The sequence below is a fragment of the Ahrensia marina genome (assembly GCF_001293565.1).
Taxonomy (GTDB): domain Bacteria; phylum Pseudomonadota; class Alphaproteobacteria; order Rhizobiales; family Rhizobiaceae; genus Ahrensia; species Ahrensia marina.
In genome coordinates, this window is the sequence record NZ_JXMU01000003.1 from 120,167 (window position 1) to 140,108 (window position 19,942).

The window sequence follows — 19,942 nt, forward strand, 5'->3', positions numbered from 1 at the left end:
ATCAGTTCTATCAAGCGACGGTGGAAGTAAGTCGCCTGATTTGTTCATTGGTCAGGGCGCGCACACTTTCGCCTCTTGTTTGAATAGCAAGCCGCGCTGCCGCTTCCAGTTCTTCCATTGCATAAACGGTGGACGCGATATCGTTGCCTGCAACAACCGGTCCGTGATTGGCGAGCATAACTGCCGAATGAGCACCGCCAAGATCACGGATTGCTTCGCCCATGGCCGCATCGCCGGGCGCAAAGAAGGGAAGTAGCTTCACTTTACCCAGTTTCATAATCGGATAGGGGGTAAGCGGCGGAAGAAAATCATCCCTGTCATTGTCCTCGAACAAAGACAAAGCGACACTGTGATGTGAATGCAGGTGGACGACTGCGCCCGCTTTTGCACCCCGGGTGTCATAAAATGCCTGATGCAGTGACATTTCCTTGGTTGGTTTGTCGCCGCCAATCAGTTGGCCGTTTTTATCAAAGTGCGAAAGGCGGGCAGGATCCAGAAAGCCAAAACTGGAATTGGTCGGCGTAACCAATAGGCCGCCATCGTCCAGACGGGCTGAAATGTTGCCCGTTGAGCCATGCGCCAGCCCACGATCATAGAGGCTTTTTGCCATCAGGCAGATTTGTTCACGAAGCTTGGTGTCACCCATTTTCAAGAACCCCCAAAGCGCGATTGAAAAAATCTTTTTGACCAAAATTGCCGGACTTCAACGCAATCACCAGATCACGGCCAGTGACCCGCATTGCCGGAACACCTGCGGCGATTTCCGGCCCAATTTCCATAGCATCGATTTTTAAAGCCAGAACAACGGCACCGGATGTTTCACCGCCCGCTGTAACGATGCGGGATACGCCCGCATCAGCAAGCTGGCTGGCAAGATCACCGAAGAAAGTCTCGATGGCACAGGCTGCTCTTTCGCGTCCATATTTATTCTGTGCCGCAACAACGACTTCTGGGTCGGCTGATGAGAAAATCAAGGGTGTTGTTTCTTGTGCGAGCGCCCAATCTGCGATCTCGGCAACACTTACTGTGCCTTCAGCGACTTCTGCTGCGGTTATTTCGCGTGCCTTTCCGTTCTCGCGATAAATGGCAACCTGTTCGCGCGTTGCGATAGAGCAGGAACCCGATAAAATTACCGCTTTGCCGCTTTCGCCGCGCCATGGATTATTTGTCGCTTTGATCAAACCTTGTCGGCGGAAATTGTCCGGCAGGCCAATGGCAAGGCCAGAGCCGCCTGTCAGTAATTTTCGTCCGCGAACTGCCGTGCCAATATCATGAAGATGCTGGTCACTGATCGCGTCCGTTATGATCATACTTTTTGGCGCAGCGGCTAGCTTTTGCTCAATATGTTCAGCGCCGGTTGCAATATCGGCATAGGGAATATGTCCAACTGTCCATTGTGTTTGATAGGCCAGCCAGCGGCGTAAATCGGCATCTGTCATCGGTGTCAGCGGATGGTTACGCATGCCGCTGTCACTCAAGAGCTGGTCAGCAACAAAGAGATGCCCTTGAAAGATTGTGCGCCCGGCTGTCGGAAAAGCAGGGCACATCACGACCTTGTCTTCTCCCAGAAGATCGGCAAGTGCTTCGGTCACCGGTCCGATATTGCCTTCTTTGGTGGAGTCAAAGGTTGAGCAATATTTAAAGAAGATTTGCTGACAGCCTTGTTTAAGCAGCCATTGCGCTGCGGCAACAGATTGTGCAACTGCATCCTGAACCGGAATAGTACGCGTTTTTAATGAAACAACGCCGGCTTCAACGGTGGCGTCCGCATTGTGTGCTGGAATGCCGCTATATTGCGTGACGCTCATACCTTGCTTTGACAAAGTATTGGCGATGTCGCTTGAGCCGGTAAAGTCGTCTCCGATGACACCAAGAAGCATTATACGCCCTCTATCTTTTTGCTCGGCCCCTTATCCAGACGCCACACGAAACCTGACGTTCCTTCGCTGCCAAAGCTTTTGGTAACAAGCGGATCATGGCCGGGAATAACCAGAGACTTGTGGCTTGCGAGTTTTTGTATTTTGGAAAAGCCGGTGAACATGTCCTCCATGTCAACCACGATCGGGAACGGTTTTCCTTTAATGAAATTCTCATAATAATGAGCCGCATCAGATGCTAGGCACAAATAGCCGCTTTCAGTTTTGACACGCACCGCCTGAAGACCTCTTGAATGGCCGCCGATCCGATGCACAGTTACGCCATCTGCGACCGCACCGTCTTCATTGTGAAAGACCACGCGGCCGGAATAGACGCGCTGAACCATTTGGCACACATGGTCTGCGGTAAACGGCATTTTGAGCGTGCCGCTGCACATGCATGGGCCGGTCGCATATGCCATTTCTTTTTCTTGAAGATGGAAAACAGCATTGGGAAACTGCGCCAGACCACCGGCATGGTCATAATGCAAATGTGTGATGATGACCGTATCAATCTGTGTCGCATCAAGTCCAATGGCTTCCAGCGCTTTCGCAGGATTGCGAAGTATCGGGCGGTCGCGTTTGCTGGCCTCATCGCTGTCATAGCCGGTATCAACCACAATATTACGCTTACCGTCACTCAAGACCCAGATAAAGTAATCCATATCGTGTTGGCTGGCGTGATCATCGTCGAACAAAAAACTGTCGGCGCGTGTGCGTGCATTGCGTTCGGCATATTTCAGAGCATGAACTTTCCAGATTGTCTCGCTCATGCTTTATCGATTCCGTCTGTCAGATGTCTGCCGTCCAACGGGTAACGCGGATCAAAATGACCCGCAGCCGCCAACTGGCCCGGATTGCACAGGCTCGAATAATATTCTTCATCCGCCATCGTGTAGTCGGCGCTCAGAGAATCGATATAGCTTTGCATCTGGCTTGCGGTGCGCGGTCCGGCAAGGATCGCGTTTATCGCATTGTTGGCCAGAACCCACTGAACAGCCATGTCGGAGAGTTTCTTTGACTGTTTGTCCGCAAATGCGAGCGCCAGATCGGCTTTTGCAAGCGTATCAGGGTGCATTTCGGTTTCGGCAATACGTTGATCACCCCGTGCGCCGCGTGAGCCTTCCGGCGCTGAACCGCCTTTATATTTTCCGGTCAGCACACCGCGGGCAAGTGGGGAGTAGCTGACGACTTTAATGCCGAAATGACGGCAGGCAGGCAAAAAATCAGCTTCGGCAGTCCGGTTGAGCATATGATAATAAGGCTGGGCATATGTGGGACGTTTAATGCCCATCTCGTCGCTCAGGCGCACAAGTTCGGCGATTTTCCAAGGCCGGAAGTTGGAAAATCCCCACTCACGGATTTTACCGGCCGCAAGCAAGCCGCCAATCGCTTCCAATGTTTCGGTTAGCGGTGTCTCGTTTTTCTCAAGGTGCAGATAGTATAAATCCACATAGTCGGTTTTTAATCTGCTGAGTGATCCGTCAATGGCTTCATTGATCCATTCTTTGGTTAGGCCGCCTGAATGTTTTACGCTGTTAAAACCATTGCCGACTTTTGTCGCAATCTTGAAGCTGTCGCGCTGTGATTGAATTAAATCTCCGACGACCTGCTCGCTTTGCGTGTCATTATAGGTGTCTGCGGTGTCAATGAAGCGGCCGCCAGCGTCTGCGAACATATCAAAAATTCGCCGGGACTCAGCGCTGTCCGTGGCTCCGCCAAACATCATTGTACCCAGACATAAATTGTCAATTGTCGGTGTCATATGAATCAATCCAATTCTATTTTTCGATCAAGTCTCTCGATATTTTTGTGCGCAATCATTGATGCTACAGCCTGATCAAAAGCTTTAAAATGATCACTATCCAGATGCGATTGAAAGGCCGCTGAATCGTCATAGACTTCATAAAGCTTGACCGTGCTTTCATCGCCTGAGTTCTGCCAAATCTCGAATATTCGACATGCAGGCTCTAGTTCGAGTGAGTTCTTTGCCTGTTTCACCATGAGCGGCATAAACGCAGCGATATCCGCGTCATGGACTTTGAATGTGACAATAACCGCAAAGCTCATTTAACGACCTTCCTTTTGAATTTGTCTGTCAGTCCGGCAAACATTTTTTTGATTGCCGGTATTTGGCTCAGCACCAAAAGAACATTGAGTGTGAGCAGGATTGCCGCACCCGGACGCGAGAAGAACACTGTCATATCGCCGTCAGAAATAAGCAAGGAGCGGCGGAACGTTTCATCAAACAAGCCGCCAAGTATGACGCCGATCACCAGCGGTGCGATAGGGTAGTGCATCTTGTTCATAGCATAAGCGACAAGCCCGACACCGATCATTAAAAACAGATCATTGATGCCACCGCCGACTGAGAAAGAGCCAATGGTGGTCAATACCATAACAACCGGCAAGAACACGGTTTGCGGTATACGCAGGATTTTGATGAAGATTTTTGCTGTTAGCAGGCCCATCAAAAGCATGGTAAGCGATGCCAGAACAAGGATCGCAACAATGTGCAAAATCAACGCCGGATCTATCGTCGGGCCGGGGATAACATTGTTGATCTTAAGTGCTCCGAGAAGTGCGGCAGCAGGCGGCGAGCCCGGAATACCCAGCACAAGCAATGGGATGAGCGCGCCGCCGATTGCAGCATTGTTGGCGGCTTCGGCAGAGATAAGCCCGTCTTTTGATCCCTTGCCGAATTGGTCGCCTTCTTTCGACATGGATTTACCAACGCCATAGGACACCCAACCGGCGACATCTTCGCCAACGCCCGGAAGAGCGCCAACACCTGTTCCAATAGCCCCTGAGCGCAATATTGTCGGCATATGGCGGCCAACTTCCCGCGCTTCGGGCCGGATACGCCCTACATGGGGCACTTTCATCAGCTTAATTGCCTCGCGCATCCCATCCATAATTTGCGGTATTGCAAAAGCGCCCATCAAAACAGGGACAACCTGAAAGCCAGATAAAAGGTAAGACCAATCAAATGTATAACGCGCTTCTGATAAAAGCGGGTCGAGGCCAACCATAGCCATAGCCAGCCCGATCAGGCCCGATATCCACCCCTTGATAACAAGGTCTTGCGACATCAGAGTTCCGGATAAAAGAATACCGAAAAGTGCAAGCAGCGCTTTTTCAGGGGAAGCAATGTTTTTGGACACAATGAGCAATAGCCAGACAAAAATAAGAAGGCAGAACGTACCAAATAATGTGCCGATAAAAGATGCTGTGGTCGTCAGTCCGAGTGCCTCTCCGCCAAGACCTTTTTTTGTCAGGGGATACCCGTCCATTGATGTTGCCGCGGAAGCCGCCGTCCCCGGAATATTGAGCAATATTGACGGATATGAACCGCCATAAATCGCCCCGACATAAGATCCGATAAGCGCTATAAGCGCTTGGTCGAGCGGAAATTTATTGCCAAAAAATCCGGTTAAAATGGTGACTGCTAACGTTGCGGTCAGGCCCGGCAGCGCCCCGAACACAATGCCAAGGAACACGGCAGGTATCAGATAAACATAGGTTATCGGATCAACGACAAGAATATATAAGGCGCTGGAGAAGCCTAAAAGTTGCGCGACGACAAAATCGATCATTTCTTGCCCTGCCAAAGAGGTCTGAGGTTTACGTAGTAGTTATATTCGATCTGGCTAAACAGCAGGCCGGTACGGTTGGGAACATTTTGCCGAAAGCCGAATGCCATCGCCAATACGAGGATTAGTGGACACAAAACAGCAACGACCGGCGTTACTTTGATCACGCGGTCTATCTTTTTCGCGCGAAATTCAACCACAAACATGGTTGCTGTTAATGCCAAGAATGAGACCAGAGTGAACCAGTCATCGTCATGGGGTTTTCCCCATTGTGATTGGGGAAAATTGACAATCAGCGCATAGAGCGACGGGACGATAACGGCAGCCGTTGCGATATATGTTACAGGGCGAAAGCCGCGATGATAGCCCCAGATTAAAGCGGTGATCATAAGCGCGGAACAGATTATAAAATCGACGCGCGGAACGAGCGCAAAGATGTAGGCGGCAAGTATAAGCGAAATACTGAAAAGCCGTTTGATTTCATGCAGATCAATATCAAGTCCGACAGCCGAAAGGGCCACTTTTGCACCGCCATCTCTGATTGAGATAACAAACAGAACAATCGATAGGACAAGAAGGATTCCAAAGATTCCGAAGGGCACGAGCGCGGCAGAATCATACCATTGCGCGCTATCCACACCGGCTGAGGCACTGTTGAAAAACGGAATTTTCGACGTTTGAAATAGGAAGAACAGACTGGCGACGAACAGGACAATGGATGTCCAGAAATCGCGCGCCCGCAAGATTGTTTTCTCGTCCATGAACTATACTCTTTTAAAAAGCTACTCAGGCCGGATTTCAACCGGCCTGAATAAATACCATGAGTCTAGAGGTTTTAACGTTATGGCTTTTCGATACCAAGCGTAGAAGGGTCGACTTCTGCCGCGCCTAAATCCCATAGTGTCCAGGCAAAGTTGCTTTCAAGATTAGAGAAGATCGCACTTGCTTCGTCTCCGGACTTGCCTGAAACATCATAATTGTTCGTCGCAGCCCACTCGGCAACAACATCCGATGCAATTGCCTTGTCAAAAGCTGCTGTCAATGTTGCCTTGACTTCATCTGATGCAGATGCATGAACCGCAAAACCGATCGCTTGTTTAAGCGGTAAATATTTGTCCAAACCATCATAGATAGAAAACGCGGACGGTATTTCTTTGCCTTCAAAAGTCACGGCGTCAGGCGTCAGCATGGCAAGTGGCTTGAGTTGGCCGCCGGCGATCAACGGTGCTTGTTCGGCTAGCGATGTGACGACCAGTGCAACTTCGCCTGCGATCGCAGCTTCTTGGCCGGGCGCGGAGCCTTTATACGGAACAAATTTGAATTTTACATCGGCACCGTTTTCAATCGCCAAAAGATTTAGATGGTGGATCGAGCCTGAGCCTGATGCTGCTGCCGGAATTGTGCCAGGAGCTTCCTTGGCCGCATTAACGAGATCTTCAAGCGAATTATAAGGCGAATCGGCCGGAACCGAGATCAGGTCAGGCGAGCCGCCAACGATAAATGGATGCCAGAAATCGAATTTCTTATCCCAGCCGCCTTGAACCGCTGCGGTGACGTTTGATTCAGAAATGCCCGCCAGGGTGTAGCCGTCATCAGGCTGGTTCATCACATATACCATGCCGTTGGAGCCAGCGACGCCGCCTGTCTGGTTGGTAACGCTAATGCCAACAGGCAGGTGCTTTTCCATCTCGGCCATGATCATGCGGTTAATACTGTCAGTGCCGCCGCCGGCACCCCAAACCACTGCTGTTGTAATGTCGCGGAACGGATATTCCTGCGCGCTGGCTGCAGAGCCAAAAGTAAAAGCTACAGCGGTCGCCGCGGCCAATTTAAGTAAACTGCGTCTCATCGGTTTCCTCCTAAGGATGAATTGCAAAAATAACGTATGCTTTAATAAATGCATTGTCAAATCTTTTAATTACAGGTAATGGTGGATGCATAGTGATGCGTTTATACAGCAATAAGGTGCAGGAATGTCAGACAATTATGATATCGCAGTTTTTGAAGGGGATGGGATTGGGCCGGAGATTATGGCGCCAACAATATCATTGCTTGAAAAGCTGTCAGAGAAAGCCGAATCCTACTCGCTGACCTTTAATGTGTTGCCGGCTGGCGCAGCCCATTATGCTGAAACGGGCGAATCTTTGCCGCAAGCCTCATTAAATGGCGCACGTGCGGCCGATGCTATTTTATTGTCTGCAATGGGCCTTCCGTCAGTGCGCTATCCCGATGGAACCGAAATTTCTCCCCAGATAGAATTACGCAAAGAGATGGATCTTTATGCGGGTGTGCGTCCGGTCACTGTTTTGCCCGGTCAGGCATCGCCAATAAAGATTCCGGATGGTCAGACGATCGACTTCGTGTTGATCAGGGAAAGCACAGAGGGACTTTTCTACTCACAGGGCAAGGGTGAAGTCTCTGAAGATGAGGCGCGCGAGACATTGGTCATTAGCCGTAAAACGAGCGAAAAGCTGTTTAATTTCTCATTTGAACTCGCCCGACGCCGTAAGAAATCGCAAGGAACAGTTGGACAGGTGACCTGCGTTGACAAAGCCAATGTGTTTCGTGCGTTTGCATTTTTCCGTGATATTTTCGATAAAATTGCCAAAGGCCATAGCGATATTAAAACATCCCATGCCTATGTGGATGCAACGGCGCTTTGGATGGTTCAAAAGCCTTGGACTTTCGATGTTCTTGTTACCGAAAACATGTTCGGCGATATTTTGTCGGATTTGGGTGCTGGTATTATGGGCGGTCTCGGTCTTGCGCCTTCTGCCGATATCGGCGACAGCAATGCTGTGTTTCAACCGTGTCACGGCTCTGCGCCCGATATTGCAGGCCAGGGCATTGCCAATCCTGCTGCCATGATATTGTCGGCCGCAATGATGCTTGACTGGCTTGGGCATGAACGCGGTAATTCGGAAATGTTGAACCACGCTGAGATATTGCGCAAAGCGGTTTATGATGTCGTCGTGGAAGGCACAACGCTAACGCGTGACCTTGGTGGTACAGCGACAACATCTGAATTCTCAAATGAAGTCAGCAATAAATTGTAAAGTGGAAAGGTAGCGCAATGATAAAGGTCGCGTGCACTGGCGCAGGCTATTTCAGCCGGTTTCATTATGATGCTTGGTCCCGCATCGACGATGTAACAATTGTCGGCGCGATGTCGCGGTCCAAAGAGTCCGCCGCAGAAACAGGGTATACGCCGTTTGATGATCTTGCCGAAATGCTTTCATCAACCAAACCTGACTTGCTTGATATCATTACGCCGCCACCTACACATCTTGATTTTATCAAGACGGCGCTGGCCCATGGTATAAAAACGATCATCTGTCAGAAGCCGTTTTGTAACAACATTGATGAAGCGGCTGAGGCGATTGCTCTGGCTGAGCAGCATGGCGCCCGTATTGTCGTACATGAAAATTTCCGTTTCCAGCCTTGGTACCGCGTTATTAAAAAGGCTCTTAATGAGGGCAGGATCGGTGACCTTCATCAGATTACCTTCAGAATGCGTACCGGTGACGGGCAGGGGCCACGCGCTTATTTGGACCGGCAACCATATTTTCAGGAAATGCCGCGTCTTCTTATCCATGAAACAGGCGTGCACTGGATTGATACGTTCCGTTTTTTGATGGGTGATCCGGTCGGCATTTATGCTGACTTGCGCAAGATGAATCCGGTTATTGCCGGTGAAGATGCCGGTTACATGATTATGGATTATGCAGACGGCAAACGCGCAATTCTGGATGGCAACCGCAATCTTGACCACTGTGCTGAAAATCACCGCACAACATTGGGCGAATGCATTGTCGAAGGAACAAAAGGAACTCTGTTTTTAAAAGGTGATGGTGTCGTTTCATTCCGGGAATTTGGCTCAACAGATATTGAAACAATCATGCCAAAGCAGGACCGGCCCGGTTTTGGCGGTGATTGTGTATTTGCATTGCAGTCCCATGTGGTTGATGCCATTAAAAACGGCGCTGCATTGGAAAATACCGCACAAGACTATATGCGTGTTTTGGAACTGGAAGCAGCAGCCTATAAATCGGATGACGAAAAACGTAGGATAGAAGTTTAGGATAGCGATTATGAATCTTGAAGCCACGCGATCATCATCGTCTCGATCAAAGTCGAATACCGAAATCGCTATTCAGACCATCAAGAAATTGATTATTGAAAACGAGCTTCAACCCGGTTCCAATCATTTGGAAAGCGAGCTTGCCGCCAAGCTGGGTATGTCGCGGACACCTGTGCGTGAAGCAACTTTAATTCTTGAAGCGCAGGGGCTTTTAGAAATCGTGCCAAGGCACGGCGTTAAAATTCTGCCGCTGTCGATCAGCGATATGGTTGAGGTCTATCAGGTATTAACCGCGTTGGAGGGCACGGCCGCTGAACTGGCAGCTCAAAAGTCACTGGATGCTGATGCCTTCGTTGAGGCGGAAAAAGCCATCCTGATGATGGATGAGGCACTGGAAACAGATGACCGGGAAACATGGGCTGTTGCGGATGAAAAATTCCACAATGAATTGATCAGGCTGGCCGATAATTCGCGTATCAAAAGTATTGTCAGTGTTTTTAACGATCAGGTGCGCCGCGCGCGCGCTTTGACATTGTATTTGCGCCCGTCACCGACGAAATCGAATGAAGATCATCGCCGCCTGCTTGATGCAATCAAGGCCGGTGATGCGGTAGCGGCCAAAACAATACACACCGAACATCGCGTCCGTGCAGGCGCGATGCTGATTTCAATTCTGGAAAAGCATAAGCTGATACTCGTTTGAGGGGGTAGGGCAGCTTATGCGGTCTCGGCCAGACGGTGGGAAATGTTCGTCAACGACTTTTCCGGCCGTCCGATATAAAAGCCTTGCATATAGTCGACACCTAGTTGCTTGAGCAGGTTTTTCTGGCCGGCTGTTTCCACACCTTCTACCAAAACTTCCAAGCCTCTGTTTTTAACAAGCGTGACGATATCCTGAAGCATTTTTTTGCCTTGCAGGGTTGCGCTGTCAGTCAGGAATAAACGGTCAATTTTGACAAGATCAAAGTCGATATCACGCAGCCATTTAAGACCGGCATAACCTGTCCCGAAATCATCAATCCATATTTTCACACCGGCATCACGCAATTGTTTGATGGCTTTTCTGACCAACTCATCTTCAAGAATATTCACTGTCTCAGTGATCTCTATCGCAAGGTTATGTGGCTTGATGCCATGGCGACGAATTGCGGATGTAACCACGTCTGGAAAGCCGGGCCTGCGTAATTGCACGACGGAAACGTTTACACTGACTACTTTGCCGACAGGATTGCGCCCATAGTCTTGGCATGCGCGGTCAATGATCCACTCGCCTAGTTCACATAATAGGCCGCTTTCTTCAGCAATCGGGATAAAGAATTCAGGGCTGATCTTATTGCCGCTGCGATCAAAAACCCGCATGAGCGTTTCATGACCGAATAAACTGCCATCGCTTGAATTGACCAATGGCTGATACACCGCACGGATGCGGTTTTCAGCGACGACATCTTCAATTGCTTTCAAGATATTGAAGCTTGAGTGATCTTCGCTGATCGAATGGTCATTAAACAATCTAAATGTAGCACGCCCGCCTGATTTTGCACGGTATAGCGCGTGGTCTGCTTCACCAGTTAATTGTTCTAATGTCGGCTCCGTTGATAGCTGCTGGCATGTGGCGCCAACGCTCACAGTCACCATTTTACGCGAATCCGGGCGGCCCGGATGCGTTATATCGATGTTGCGGACTTCTTCACAAATATCGGAGGCAATTTTAGATAGCTCTTTTGATTCCTCGATTGTGACGATGATAATGAATTCCTCGCCGCCATATCGTCCGACCTGTGCATTATATCTTTCGGCCACCCGCTCGAATGCGGCGGTCAAGCTTTGCAGGCAGGTGTCACCGGCTTGGTGCCCAAGCAAGTCATTATAACTTTTGAAATAATCAGCATCGACCAGCAAAACGCCGCAATAAGCTTCGCTATTGTTCTGGTTGTCCATCATTGCCGCAAACTTGCGCTCAATTGCGCGGCGGTTTGCCAGACCTGTTAACGGATCCGTTTCAGCAATCTCAAGCAGTTCGCGCCCTTTGGCGATGGCATGTTTTTCTCTCTGGCGGGTGCGTATTTCGTTCAAGAAATTATCATAGCGAGCCGCGTCCATTTGCCAAGAAATGTAGAGGGAAAGCACAAAGCAGTTCACAAAGAACAGCGACAGAGTGATCTGAACCCAAGATGGAAGCTCATTGATGAATAGGGCATTGCCTGCATAGCACACAGTAATTGTAAGCGATGTTATGACTGCAATAAGAAACTTGAACCTGAAATAGAGGTTGGTTCCCAGTATAAAGATCGCCCCATAGACGGAAAAAAGCGCAAAATTGATCTGGAAGTTCGTTTGGCGGGCTGAATAAAGCCAACACAAAGATCCGACGGCAATTGCCGTAGCGCCAAGAAGTTGAAGTTCTTTGAGGGGCCGCTTAAGGGCGAGCGCAAACTCGATAATGCAAATCGTCGACACCCCGAGCACGAGACGCAGAGTAACGAGAGACTGATTAATATCAGGAAAAAGATACCAGTCAAAAACGCCATAAAAAGCGAAGCTGACGACCGCCATCCACATACCGATACGCAGCAATTCCCTATTTCGGGCAGAATCACGTATAGTTAGCAGACGGCTTAAGGTTGGGTTACGCCGTTTGTCTTGGATTGAACGGAGTATACTACCTCTGACTGTATCCGGTGACTTCGGTTTTAGCATAAGCTCGACTTCGCAAGTTGGTCCATAGCAGAACTGATTTAGATTGCTTCATATTTAAAATAGTCCTCTTACTCAGTGTTAATTCTAAGCTTTATGAAAAAATTAAAAGTAAACCCTTTGTGGCAAATTCTCCAAGATGGTTAATAAAGCGTAAATGAGTACTTGAAACTGTAACATTAAAGGGGTTCAGTAGAGCTGTCCCAAGCTTCTTGAAAGATGACAAATGCCTAAACCTAGTTTCAAACTCGACAAATATTCCGCAGTAACCGCTAAGATCGCTGATGAGGCTCTTTACGGTAATACAAATGCCGCAGAGCCAGCCAAAACACTCGTTTCGCAAGGCCATCTTATGCTCGCACTGGAGCTTGCCCACAGCGAGTTCAAACGCGATGTTGATCCGGAAATCATTGTCGCCAGATTAGCCAAAAACTTACATGAATTGAGAAGGGACGCAGGGCCTGCTGTTTGGAAAGCACTCATTCCTGTTGCGCAACAACATCCTGTCAGCGAATATTTGCAACAGGATCCGTTTACAAAATGGTCATTTGAAAAGCCGCGCGGCTATTCTGGCGATGCGACATTGCTCGATATCTATTATCAGCACAAAAGTGCGGATGATATCATCGCTCAAGCTACTGAACTGGGCCGTGAAATTTATCACTATACCAGTAATGCTGACAGTTCGGTTGCCGGTCGCGAGCGGTGCGAGATTTTGACTGACTATGTTGATAAAACGGCTGCGGATCACCCGAATGCAGAAATTCTCTCCATAGCCTGTGGGCATTTGCGCGAAGCTGAAAAGTCAGAAGCGCTCAAAACAAATAGCCTTAAGCGTTGGGTTGCGCTTGATCAGGATCCGCAAAGCCTCGCGACAGTGCGCCATTCAAATCCGGGCAATGCTGTGCAGCCGGTTGAAGGTTCTGTCCGTGGGCTTTTGGGTCGCAAATATGATCTGGGACAGTTTGATCTGGTTTATGCGTCCGGACTGTATGATTATCTGACTGTGCCGATTGGCGTGCGCTTGATGCAGCGCTGTTGGGATTTTGTCCGTCCGGGCGGCAAATTCCTGTTTGCTAATTTTAGCGATGAAATCAAAACCGACGGCTATATGGAAACATTCATGGACTGGCCGCTAATCCTGCGCAATGGCAGCGACATGGAAGAAATCGTGAATGGCAGCGTTGACCGCAATTCAATCGATCTGAATGTGTTCTACGGCTCCAATAGAAATATCGTTTATGCGGAAGTCACAAAGCTGGCCTGATTAAACACACAAACCCGATAATTTTTATGCCGCTTCTTCAAACATCGTAATCGGAGAGGCGGCATTTTTATTTTCAATGTGCCACTTTCAGGCGCGATTCTGTACCGTGCGGTTGCGGCTGATTAATCCGTAATTTAGTCGACTATAATTCCTGCTGGGCACTCAGCCACTTCATGTAATCATCGCCGGTATTGTTGATGTGCAGTCGGAGTAGTTCGCAAAACTTCTCAACATTATTGCGGCCAATCAGTTCGTGCAGTTTGGCGTGCATTTGGAGTGAGTTGTTGACAACGACATCTGAATCCTGTGCCCGTGTCCGCAGAGCGCCGATCTTCGTGGCTATCAATTTATATGCATCGATAAGATAAGGGTTTGAGCCATATTTCAATATGATGTCATGAAACTCGGAGTCCAGCACCCGATACTCCGCACGGTCTCCGGCTTCCAATGCCATGCGCATTTTTGTAACGACATCACCGATTTCGCCTGCAAAAGCGTCGCGGTCCCCTTTGAATGCGTTTTTCACTGCTTCGATCTCAAGCAACTCACGAAATGTGCGGATAGCCTCTATTTCATTTTCATCAATATGGAAGATGGATGTTGCTTTTTGCGGGTCGATTTTCACCAAGCCTTCTCGTTTGAGATTAAGCAATGCTTCGCGCACAGGCGTCTTGCTTATGCCCAGCATCTCGGAAAGACGAAGCTCAGAAACATGATCGCCCAGCTTTAAACGTCCGTCCACGATCGCGTTGCGAAGCTCTCGTGACGCCATTTCTGCTAATGATTCCGGTCGGTTAAGGCGATCTAGCTTCACTGTTCAATTCCCCTGTTGTCAAATAATGATATCTGGTATATCAGATTTCATAGATTAGATGCTAATGTGTAGGAGATGTTTACCTTGATGTTGCTGAACACGCAATTGCCGCTTGGTATAGAGTGTATGGGCGGTGCGCATGACCGGTAAACAGCGTACCCTTCGATCCGCCCGCTGGTTTGAGCAGGACAGCATCCGCGGATTCGCGCATCGCCAGAGAAGTCTTCAAATGGGCTATCGCCGCGAAGATTTTATGGGGAAGCCGGTTGTTGGCATTATCAATACACATTCCGACTTGGCGACATGCCACCAGCACCTTCGCCAGCGTGCTGAAGATGTGAAACGCGGCGTATTGCGGGCAGGCGGCTTTCCGGTCGAACTGCCGACATTCTCGCTAGGTGAAGTGCTCGTAAAGCCGACGACCATGCTTTACCGCAATCTACTGGCTATAGAAACGGAAGAGCTTTTGCGCGCGCATCCGATTGATGCCGCAGTGCTGCTCGGCGGATGTGACAAGACCACACCCGGCCTGATAATGGGCGCAACCTCTGCTGATATACCTGCCGTTTTTATACCGGCAGGACCGATGATGTCGGGCAGCTTTAAGGGGCGTGCTGTCGGGGCTGGTACACATACAAAAAAATATTGGGATGAGCGCCGTAAAGGCGAAATTACGGAAAATGACTGGCTTGATCTCGAAACGGCTATGACGCGGTCGCCGGGCACATGCCAGACTATGGGTACAGCCTCGACAATGACATGCATCGTCGAAGCCATGGGTTTGGCACTGCCGGGCGCAGCTTCAATTCCTGCCGTCGATAGCGCACACCCGCGCATGGCCGCACAGGCAGGGGAAGTGGCAACCCGTCTGGCATTGCATGGCTTGCCGCTGTCCGAATTGTTGACCGAAGCGCATTTCAATAATGCCGCCGTGGCGCTGATGGCGCTTGGCGGTTCAACCAATGCCGCAATCCACCTGATCGCCATGGCGCGCCGCGCTGGCCTGACCAAATACAAGCTGACCGATCTGGTCGCGGCGGGCAAAGGTGTGCCTGTGCTGGCGGATTTGTTCCCGCACGGCTCCCATATGATGCAGGACTTTCACGATGCAGGCGGGATGCGGGCATTGTTGAGCCGCGTTCGTGAATGGCTTGATCTGGATACGATTGGAGTAGACGGTAACAGTCTTAGATCAGCGATTGAAGGCGCGCAGGTGTGGAATGATGAGGTCATCCGTCCGGTAGATAATCCTGTGACCGAGCGTCCTGCGCTTGCCGTTGTCAAGGGAAGCCTTGCGCCGGGCGGTGCGGTTATCAAGCCAAGTTCAGCCAGCGCAGAGCTTATGAAGCATGAAGGCCGTGCGGTTGTTTTCGATGGTCCTGCCGATATGGCCGCACGCATCGACCATGAAAATATCAGCAAAGACGATGTCTTGGTGCTGCGCGGTGGCGGACCTGTAGGCGCACCCGGAATGCCGGAATGGGGTAATTTGCCTATTCCGAAGCCGCTGTTGGAAAAGGGCGTGAAAGACATCGTACGCATTTCAGACTCGCGCATGAGCGGCACGCACTATGGAACATGTATTCTTCATGTTTCACCTGAAAGCGCCGTTGGCGGACCTCTTGCTTTGATTGAAACGGGTGACCGCATAGCGCTTGACGTCGAGAGCGGCCGGCTCGATCTCCTTGTTGACGACAATGAATTAAGCGCGCGGCGCGAAAAATGGCAGCCGCCAGAAGCGCCGAGCCGTGGCTGGTCTGCACTTTATGTAGCCCATGTGGGGCAGGCGGAAGACGGGTGCGATTTTGACTTTTTACTTGCTGATGGGCGTCCCGTTCAGGAACCGGAGATATTTTAATGACGAATGAACTCAAAGAAACGCTTTTGGCACGCAAGCGTTCGCTGGTTGGATGTTGGACGATGTTTGGCAGCCCGCTCGTCGCCGAGGCAATGGCATGGTGCGATTACGATCTTATTGTGATTGATGCCGAGCACACGCCACTTTCCGCTATGGGCGGATTGCACTCTTTGCAGGCTGTTGCAGGAACACCGTGCCCGCCTTTGGTTCGCCTTGCTGATGACAATCCGACTATGATCAAGCAGTTCATGGATGTCGGCGCGACGTCACTCATGGTGCCGATGATTAACAGTGCGGATCAGGCGCGGGCACTTGTCCGCTCAACCAGATACGCACCTGAAGGCAATCGCGGGGTTGCTGTCATGCACCGCGCCAGCCGTTTTGGTGCCAATGTATCCTATTCAGCAGATGCCAATAAGAATGTTTTGCTGGTCGCGCAAATTGAAACACCCGCAGCCGTTGATGCGCTGGACGATATACTTGCCGTTGATGGCATTGATGCGGTGTTTGTAGGACCTGGCGATCTATCCGCAGCGATGGGCCGTATGGGGCAGGGTGCGTCCGAAGACATAATGAAAATAATGGAAGATTGCGCCAAGCGTGCCCATACCGCCGGAAAGCCGATCGGTGCCTTGGCGCTCAATATCGATATGGCGAAGCGGCTTTTGGATATGGGCTTCGATTTTGTTCCAATCAGCAATGACATTGCGATGTTGACCCGCGCCGCGCGGGCGACTCTTGAGGAGATTCGCGGCAAGTAACGAATATAAGAGGAGGAGACGACATGACTAACTTGAAGAAACTTTTGACGACAACCGCCGCAATTGCGGTCGGTGCCGCAACCATGGTTGCAAGCGGTGTGACATCGGCAATGGCCGAGTATCCGGAAAGACCGGTTACATTGATTGTTCCCTTTGGTGCCGGTGGTAACACCGATGCGGTGGCCCGTGCTTTTCAGGCAGATTTTGCCGAAGCACTTGGCGGTGAGATCGTTGTGAAAAACACGGCGGGCGCTGCCGGTACAATCGGTACTGCCGAAGTTGCGGCGTCTGAAGCAGACGGCTATTCGCTAGGCGTTATACCAATCGGTCCTTTGACAACGCAGCCGCATTTGCGTGACTTGCCATATGACAAAGACAGCTGGGAATATGTCTGCAACATCACCAAAAACCCTATGGTTTTGCTTGTGTCAAAAGACTCACCTTTCAATTCCGTGGAAGATGTGAAAACAGAACTTTCGGCAAATCCGGGCAAATATGTCTATGGATCAGCTGGCCCCGGTACATTGCCTCACCTTGCAATGGCTGCGACAATGGGTGCTCTCGATGTGGAGGCAAAACACCTGCCTGATAGCGGAACCGCCGACGGTATGCGCTCGATGGCATCGGGTACAATTCAGTTCTTTGCTGATCCACCGCTCGTTCTTTCACGCTACGACGTCAAAGCATTGGCCAGTTTTACCGATGAACGTATTGAAGGTCTGCCCGATGTGCCGACGATGAAGGAGTTGGGCCACCCGCTTAATTTCTCTATTTGGGTTGGAATTGTTGCGCCAAAAGGCACGCCGGCCGATGTTGTTGAAAAACTTTCTGCTGCCTGCGGCGAAGCAACAAAAGGACCGAACTTCACAAAGGTAACGGAATCAACCTCGACAAATGTTGAATATATGGACTCTGCAACTTTCGGCAGCTTCGTGGATTCTGAATTCGAAAAGAACGGTCAAATTCTTAAAGATGCCGGCCTTTCAAAATAGGCGGTTAAATTGAATAGAACTCCAAATATAATATTTGCGCTCGCCCTGTTACTTCTGGGCGGCGCCCTTTTTGCGCATAGCTTTGCAGCGCGATATGCGGCGATGGGAATCGGATCACCTGTTAATCCGGTTTTCTTCCCGCGTATATTGCTGGGGCTATGGATCTTGCTGGGGGTAGTTATTCTCATTAAAGCGATCCGCTCGCCGGTTAACTTTAAAGAGAACACGCACCGCTGGCAGGAACCTCTTGGTATGATCGCTGCCGTGGCCGTTTCAATCTGGGCGATGCGGTGGCTGGGCTATATTGGTGTTGCCGGACCGCTTGCCTTTGCCTGTGGCTGGCTGCTCGGCTACCGCCGCTTGGTCATTCTCATCGCAATCGCTGCTTTGTCTGCCATCTTTACATGGTGGTTATTCGATCAAGCGCTTGGAATTCCATTACCGCGCTGGCGGCTGACATGATGATCGGTAATTTCACATGATTGATATTCTTTCAGAATCATTCTGGCTTGTTCTTGACCCGCTTGTGTTTGCAACGCTGGTCATCGGCACTGCCTTTGGTATTGTTGCCGGCGCTTTACCCGGCTTGGGCTCTGTGATTGCTGTTACCATATGCTTGCCATTCACCTATTCGCTGGGACAGGTCCCATCGATTGCACTTCTGTTGGCGGTTTATTGCGGCTCTGTTTATGGTGGCTCTATCTCTGCCATCCTGATTAATACACCCGGAACACCGCAAGCAGCCGCGACAACGCTTGACGGTTACCCGATGGCTGTAAAAGGCAATGCGGACAAGGCGCTGGGCTGGGCAACATTTGCCAGTGTTTTTGGCGGTGTCTTTTCCTGTCTGGTTCTTATTTTTGCCGCGCCGCAACTCGCGGCCCTGGCATTGAACTTTGGTCCGATTGAGATTTGCGCGCTGATTGTCCTTGCCTTGACCTGTATTGCCTCTGTTTCCAGAGGATCGCTTGCCAAAGGACTGCTTGCTGGAATTATCGGTCTGTTTGTGGCTGTGATTGGCTCAGATCCTCTGACCGGCGATATGCGTTACACTTTCGATATTTTTGCTCTATCCGCTGGCTTTGACGTTATTCCCGTGGTCGTTGGCTTGTTTGCTTTGTCGGAGGTTTTTGTACGCGCTTCCGAGCCCCAAAAAGCACAGGCGCGCATCATCCGCTATACAGGTATGATTTTGCCGGGCCTGAAAGCGTTAAAAGGACGGTGGAGCGTTCTGCTCAAAAGCTCCGGACTTGGTTCTGTGATCGGTGTTTTGCCCGGAACAGGCGCAGCAACCGCTGCCTTTATCGCCTATGCGGAAACAAAGCGCTCGTCACCGCGTAAAGACGAAATGGGCAACGGCGAAGCAGATGGCATTATTGCGCCTGAAAGCGCCAACAATGCCGTTACCGGCAGTGCGCTCGTGCCTGCACTCGCATTGGGGATTCCCGGCGATGCGGTAACGGCCGTAATGCTTACCGCACTTGTTGTAAACGGTGTAACGCCTGGCGTGCGGCTGATGGCCGACAACCCGCAAATCGTTTATGCCGCCTTTATGGCACTGTTTTTAGCGAACCTCGTCATGTTCGTTCTGGCATTTGCTTCGGCTCGGATATTTGCTTTGGTTCTGCGCTTGCCTGAAGCGCTTTTGATGATGTCGGTCATCTTGCTGAGTATTCTCGGTTCATATGGCGTGCGCGGCAACGTCTTTGATCTCTATGTGATGCTGGCAGCGGGTGTCCTCGGATTTCTACTGCGTCTTTTCGGTGTTCCGCTTGCACCGGTTGTTATCGGCTTGGTTCTCGGACCAAAATTTGAAGTCTCTTTGCGTCAGGGCCTCATTTTGACGGACGGCAGCTTCTGGCCGTTTCTTTCGAGCCCTCTTGCCTTGGTGTTGTTTGCAGCTGCAGGCGTTGCAATTGCTTGGCCGCTTTACGCTGAAAGATCATCAAAGGGCCAAGCGAAATGA

Annotated in this window: 19 protein-coding genes; 9 read left to right on the forward strand and 10 right to left on the reverse strand. The window is 50.4% G+C overall.

Annotated features, from left to right (window positions below):
• Positions 1–10 precede the first annotated feature (10 nt).
• From otnC to SU32_RS03500, 8 genes are all read right to left on the reverse strand, one after another.
• Complete coding sequence (gene otnC, locus SU32_RS03465) at positions 11–646, reverse strand: 3-oxo-tetronate 4-phosphate decarboxylase (RefSeq protein ID WP_053997945.1); 636 nt, start codon at positions 644–646, stop codon at positions 11–13.
• A complete protein-coding gene (gene otnK / locus SU32_RS03470) occupies positions 639–1,880 on the reverse strand; it encodes a 3-oxo-tetronate kinase (protein ID WP_053997946.1) in 1,242 nt (413 codons plus the stop codon). Before otnK ends, otnC begins: the two co-directional genes overlap by 8 nt.
• Positions 1,880–2,689 (reverse strand): N-acyl homoserine lactonase family protein, encoded by an 810-nt coding sequence (locus SU32_RS03475; RefSeq protein ID WP_053997947.1) that lies wholly within the window; start codon positions 2,687–2,689, stop codon positions 1,880–1,882. The genes otnK and SU32_RS03475 overlap by 1 nt, the downstream gene beginning before the upstream one ends.
• A complete protein-coding gene (locus SU32_RS03480; RefSeq protein ID WP_053997948.1) occupies positions 2,686–3,681 on the reverse strand; it encodes an aldo/keto reductase in 996 nt (331 codons plus the stop codon). The genes SU32_RS03475 and SU32_RS03480 overlap by 4 nt, the downstream gene beginning before the upstream one ends.
• A 5-nt stretch (positions 3,682–3,686) precedes the next feature.
• Positions 3,687–3,986 (reverse strand): putative quinol monooxygenase, encoded by a 300-nt coding sequence (locus tag SU32_RS03485; RefSeq protein ID WP_082376394.1) that lies wholly within the window; start codon positions 3,984–3,986, stop codon positions 3,687–3,689.
• Positions 3,983–5,512, reverse strand: coding sequence for a tripartite tricarboxylate transporter permease (locus tag SU32_RS03490; RefSeq protein WP_053997949.1), 1,530 nt, complete (start codon positions 5,510–5,512; stop codon positions 3,983–3,985). Before SU32_RS03490 ends, SU32_RS03485 begins: the two co-directional genes overlap by 4 nt.
• Positions 5,509–6,270, reverse strand: a complete 762-nt coding sequence (locus SU32_RS03495) for a tripartite tricarboxylate transporter TctB family protein (protein WP_053997950.1) — start codon at positions 6,268–6,270, stop codon at positions 5,509–5,511. Before SU32_RS03495 ends, SU32_RS03490 begins: the two co-directional genes overlap by 4 nt.
• Positions 6,271–6,350: 80 nt before the next feature.
• Complete coding sequence (locus SU32_RS03500; protein WP_053997951.1) at positions 6,351–7,358, reverse strand: Bug family tripartite tricarboxylate transporter substrate binding protein; 1,008 nt, start codon at positions 7,356–7,358, stop codon at positions 6,351–6,353.
• Between the two features lie 124 nt (positions 7,359–7,482).
• Here SU32_RS03500 and SU32_RS03505 point away from each other — a divergent pair, with 124 nt between their 5' ends.
• Genes SU32_RS03505 through SU32_RS03515 form a run of 3 tightly spaced genes read left to right on the forward strand, consistent with a single transcriptional unit; the run spans position 7,483 to position 10,293 of the window.
• A complete protein-coding gene (locus tag SU32_RS03505) occupies positions 7,483–8,565 on the forward strand; it encodes an isocitrate/isopropylmalate dehydrogenase family protein (RefSeq protein ID WP_053997952.1) in 1,083 nt (360 codons plus the stop codon).
• Between the two features lie 17 nt (positions 8,566–8,582).
• Positions 8,583–9,590 (forward strand): Gfo/Idh/MocA family protein, encoded by a 1,008-nt coding sequence (locus SU32_RS03510; protein WP_053997953.1) that lies wholly within the window; start codon positions 8,583–8,585, stop codon positions 9,588–9,590.
• Between the two features lie 10 nt (positions 9,591–9,600).
• Positions 9,601–10,293 carry a GntR family transcriptional regulator gene (locus tag SU32_RS03515; protein WP_053997954.1) on the forward strand — a complete coding sequence of 231 codons (693 nt, stop codon included), beginning with the start codon at positions 9,601–9,603 and terminating at the stop codon, positions 10,291–10,293.
• A 14-nt stretch (positions 10,294–10,307) separates the two neighbouring features.
• Here SU32_RS03515 and SU32_RS03520 read toward each other — a convergent pair whose 3' ends face one another.
• Entirely contained in the window at positions 10,308–12,143 is a 1,836-nt protein-coding gene (locus SU32_RS03520; RefSeq protein ID WP_160316287.1) for a putative bifunctional diguanylate cyclase/phosphodiesterase, read from the reverse strand.
• 367 nt (positions 12,144–12,510) lie between these two features.
• Between SU32_RS03520 and SU32_RS03525 the strand changes: the two genes are divergently transcribed.
• A complete protein-coding gene (locus tag SU32_RS03525; RefSeq protein WP_053997956.1) occupies positions 12,511–13,551 on the forward strand; it encodes a class I SAM-dependent methyltransferase in 1,041 nt (346 codons plus the stop codon).
• A gap of 142 nt (positions 13,552–13,693) precedes the next feature.
• On the opposite strand, the gene SU32_RS03530 is transcribed toward SU32_RS03525, so the two are convergent.
• Positions 13,694–14,365 (reverse strand): GntR family transcriptional regulator, encoded by a 672-nt coding sequence (locus SU32_RS03530; protein ID WP_144421023.1) that lies wholly within the window; start codon positions 14,363–14,365, stop codon positions 13,694–13,696.
• 139 nt (positions 14,366–14,504) lie between these two features.
• On the opposite strand from SU32_RS03530, the gene SU32_RS03535 reads away from it, so the two are divergent.
• Genes SU32_RS03535 through SU32_RS03555 form a run of 5 tightly spaced genes read left to right on the forward strand, consistent with a single transcriptional unit; the run spans position 14,505 to position 19,942 of the window.
• The gene (locus SU32_RS03535; RefSeq protein WP_053997958.1) at positions 14,505–16,223 is read left to right on the forward strand and encodes an IlvD/Edd family dehydratase; all 1,719 of its coding nucleotides are present in this window, start codon (positions 14,505–14,507) and stop codon (positions 16,221–16,223) included.
• Positions 16,223–16,984, forward strand: coding sequence for an HpcH/HpaI aldolase family protein (locus tag SU32_RS03540; RefSeq protein ID WP_053997959.1), 762 nt, complete (start codon positions 16,223–16,225; stop codon positions 16,982–16,984). Before SU32_RS03535 ends, SU32_RS03540 begins: the two co-directional genes overlap by 1 nt.
• Before the next feature lie 23 nt (positions 16,985–17,007).
• Entirely contained in the window at positions 17,008–17,976 is a 969-nt protein-coding gene (locus SU32_RS03545; protein ID WP_053997960.1) for a Bug family tripartite tricarboxylate transporter substrate binding protein, read from the forward strand.
• Between the two features lie 9 nt (positions 17,977–17,985).
• Positions 17,986–18,438 carry a tripartite tricarboxylate transporter TctB family protein gene (locus tag SU32_RS03550; protein ID WP_053997961.1) on the forward strand — a complete coding sequence of 151 codons (453 nt, stop codon included), beginning with the start codon at positions 17,986–17,988 and terminating at the stop codon, positions 18,436–18,438.
• Between the two features lie 16 nt (positions 18,439–18,454).
• Positions 18,455–19,942 (forward strand): tripartite tricarboxylate transporter permease, encoded by a 1,488-nt coding sequence (locus SU32_RS03555; protein WP_053997962.1) that lies wholly within the window; start codon positions 18,455–18,457, stop codon positions 19,940–19,942.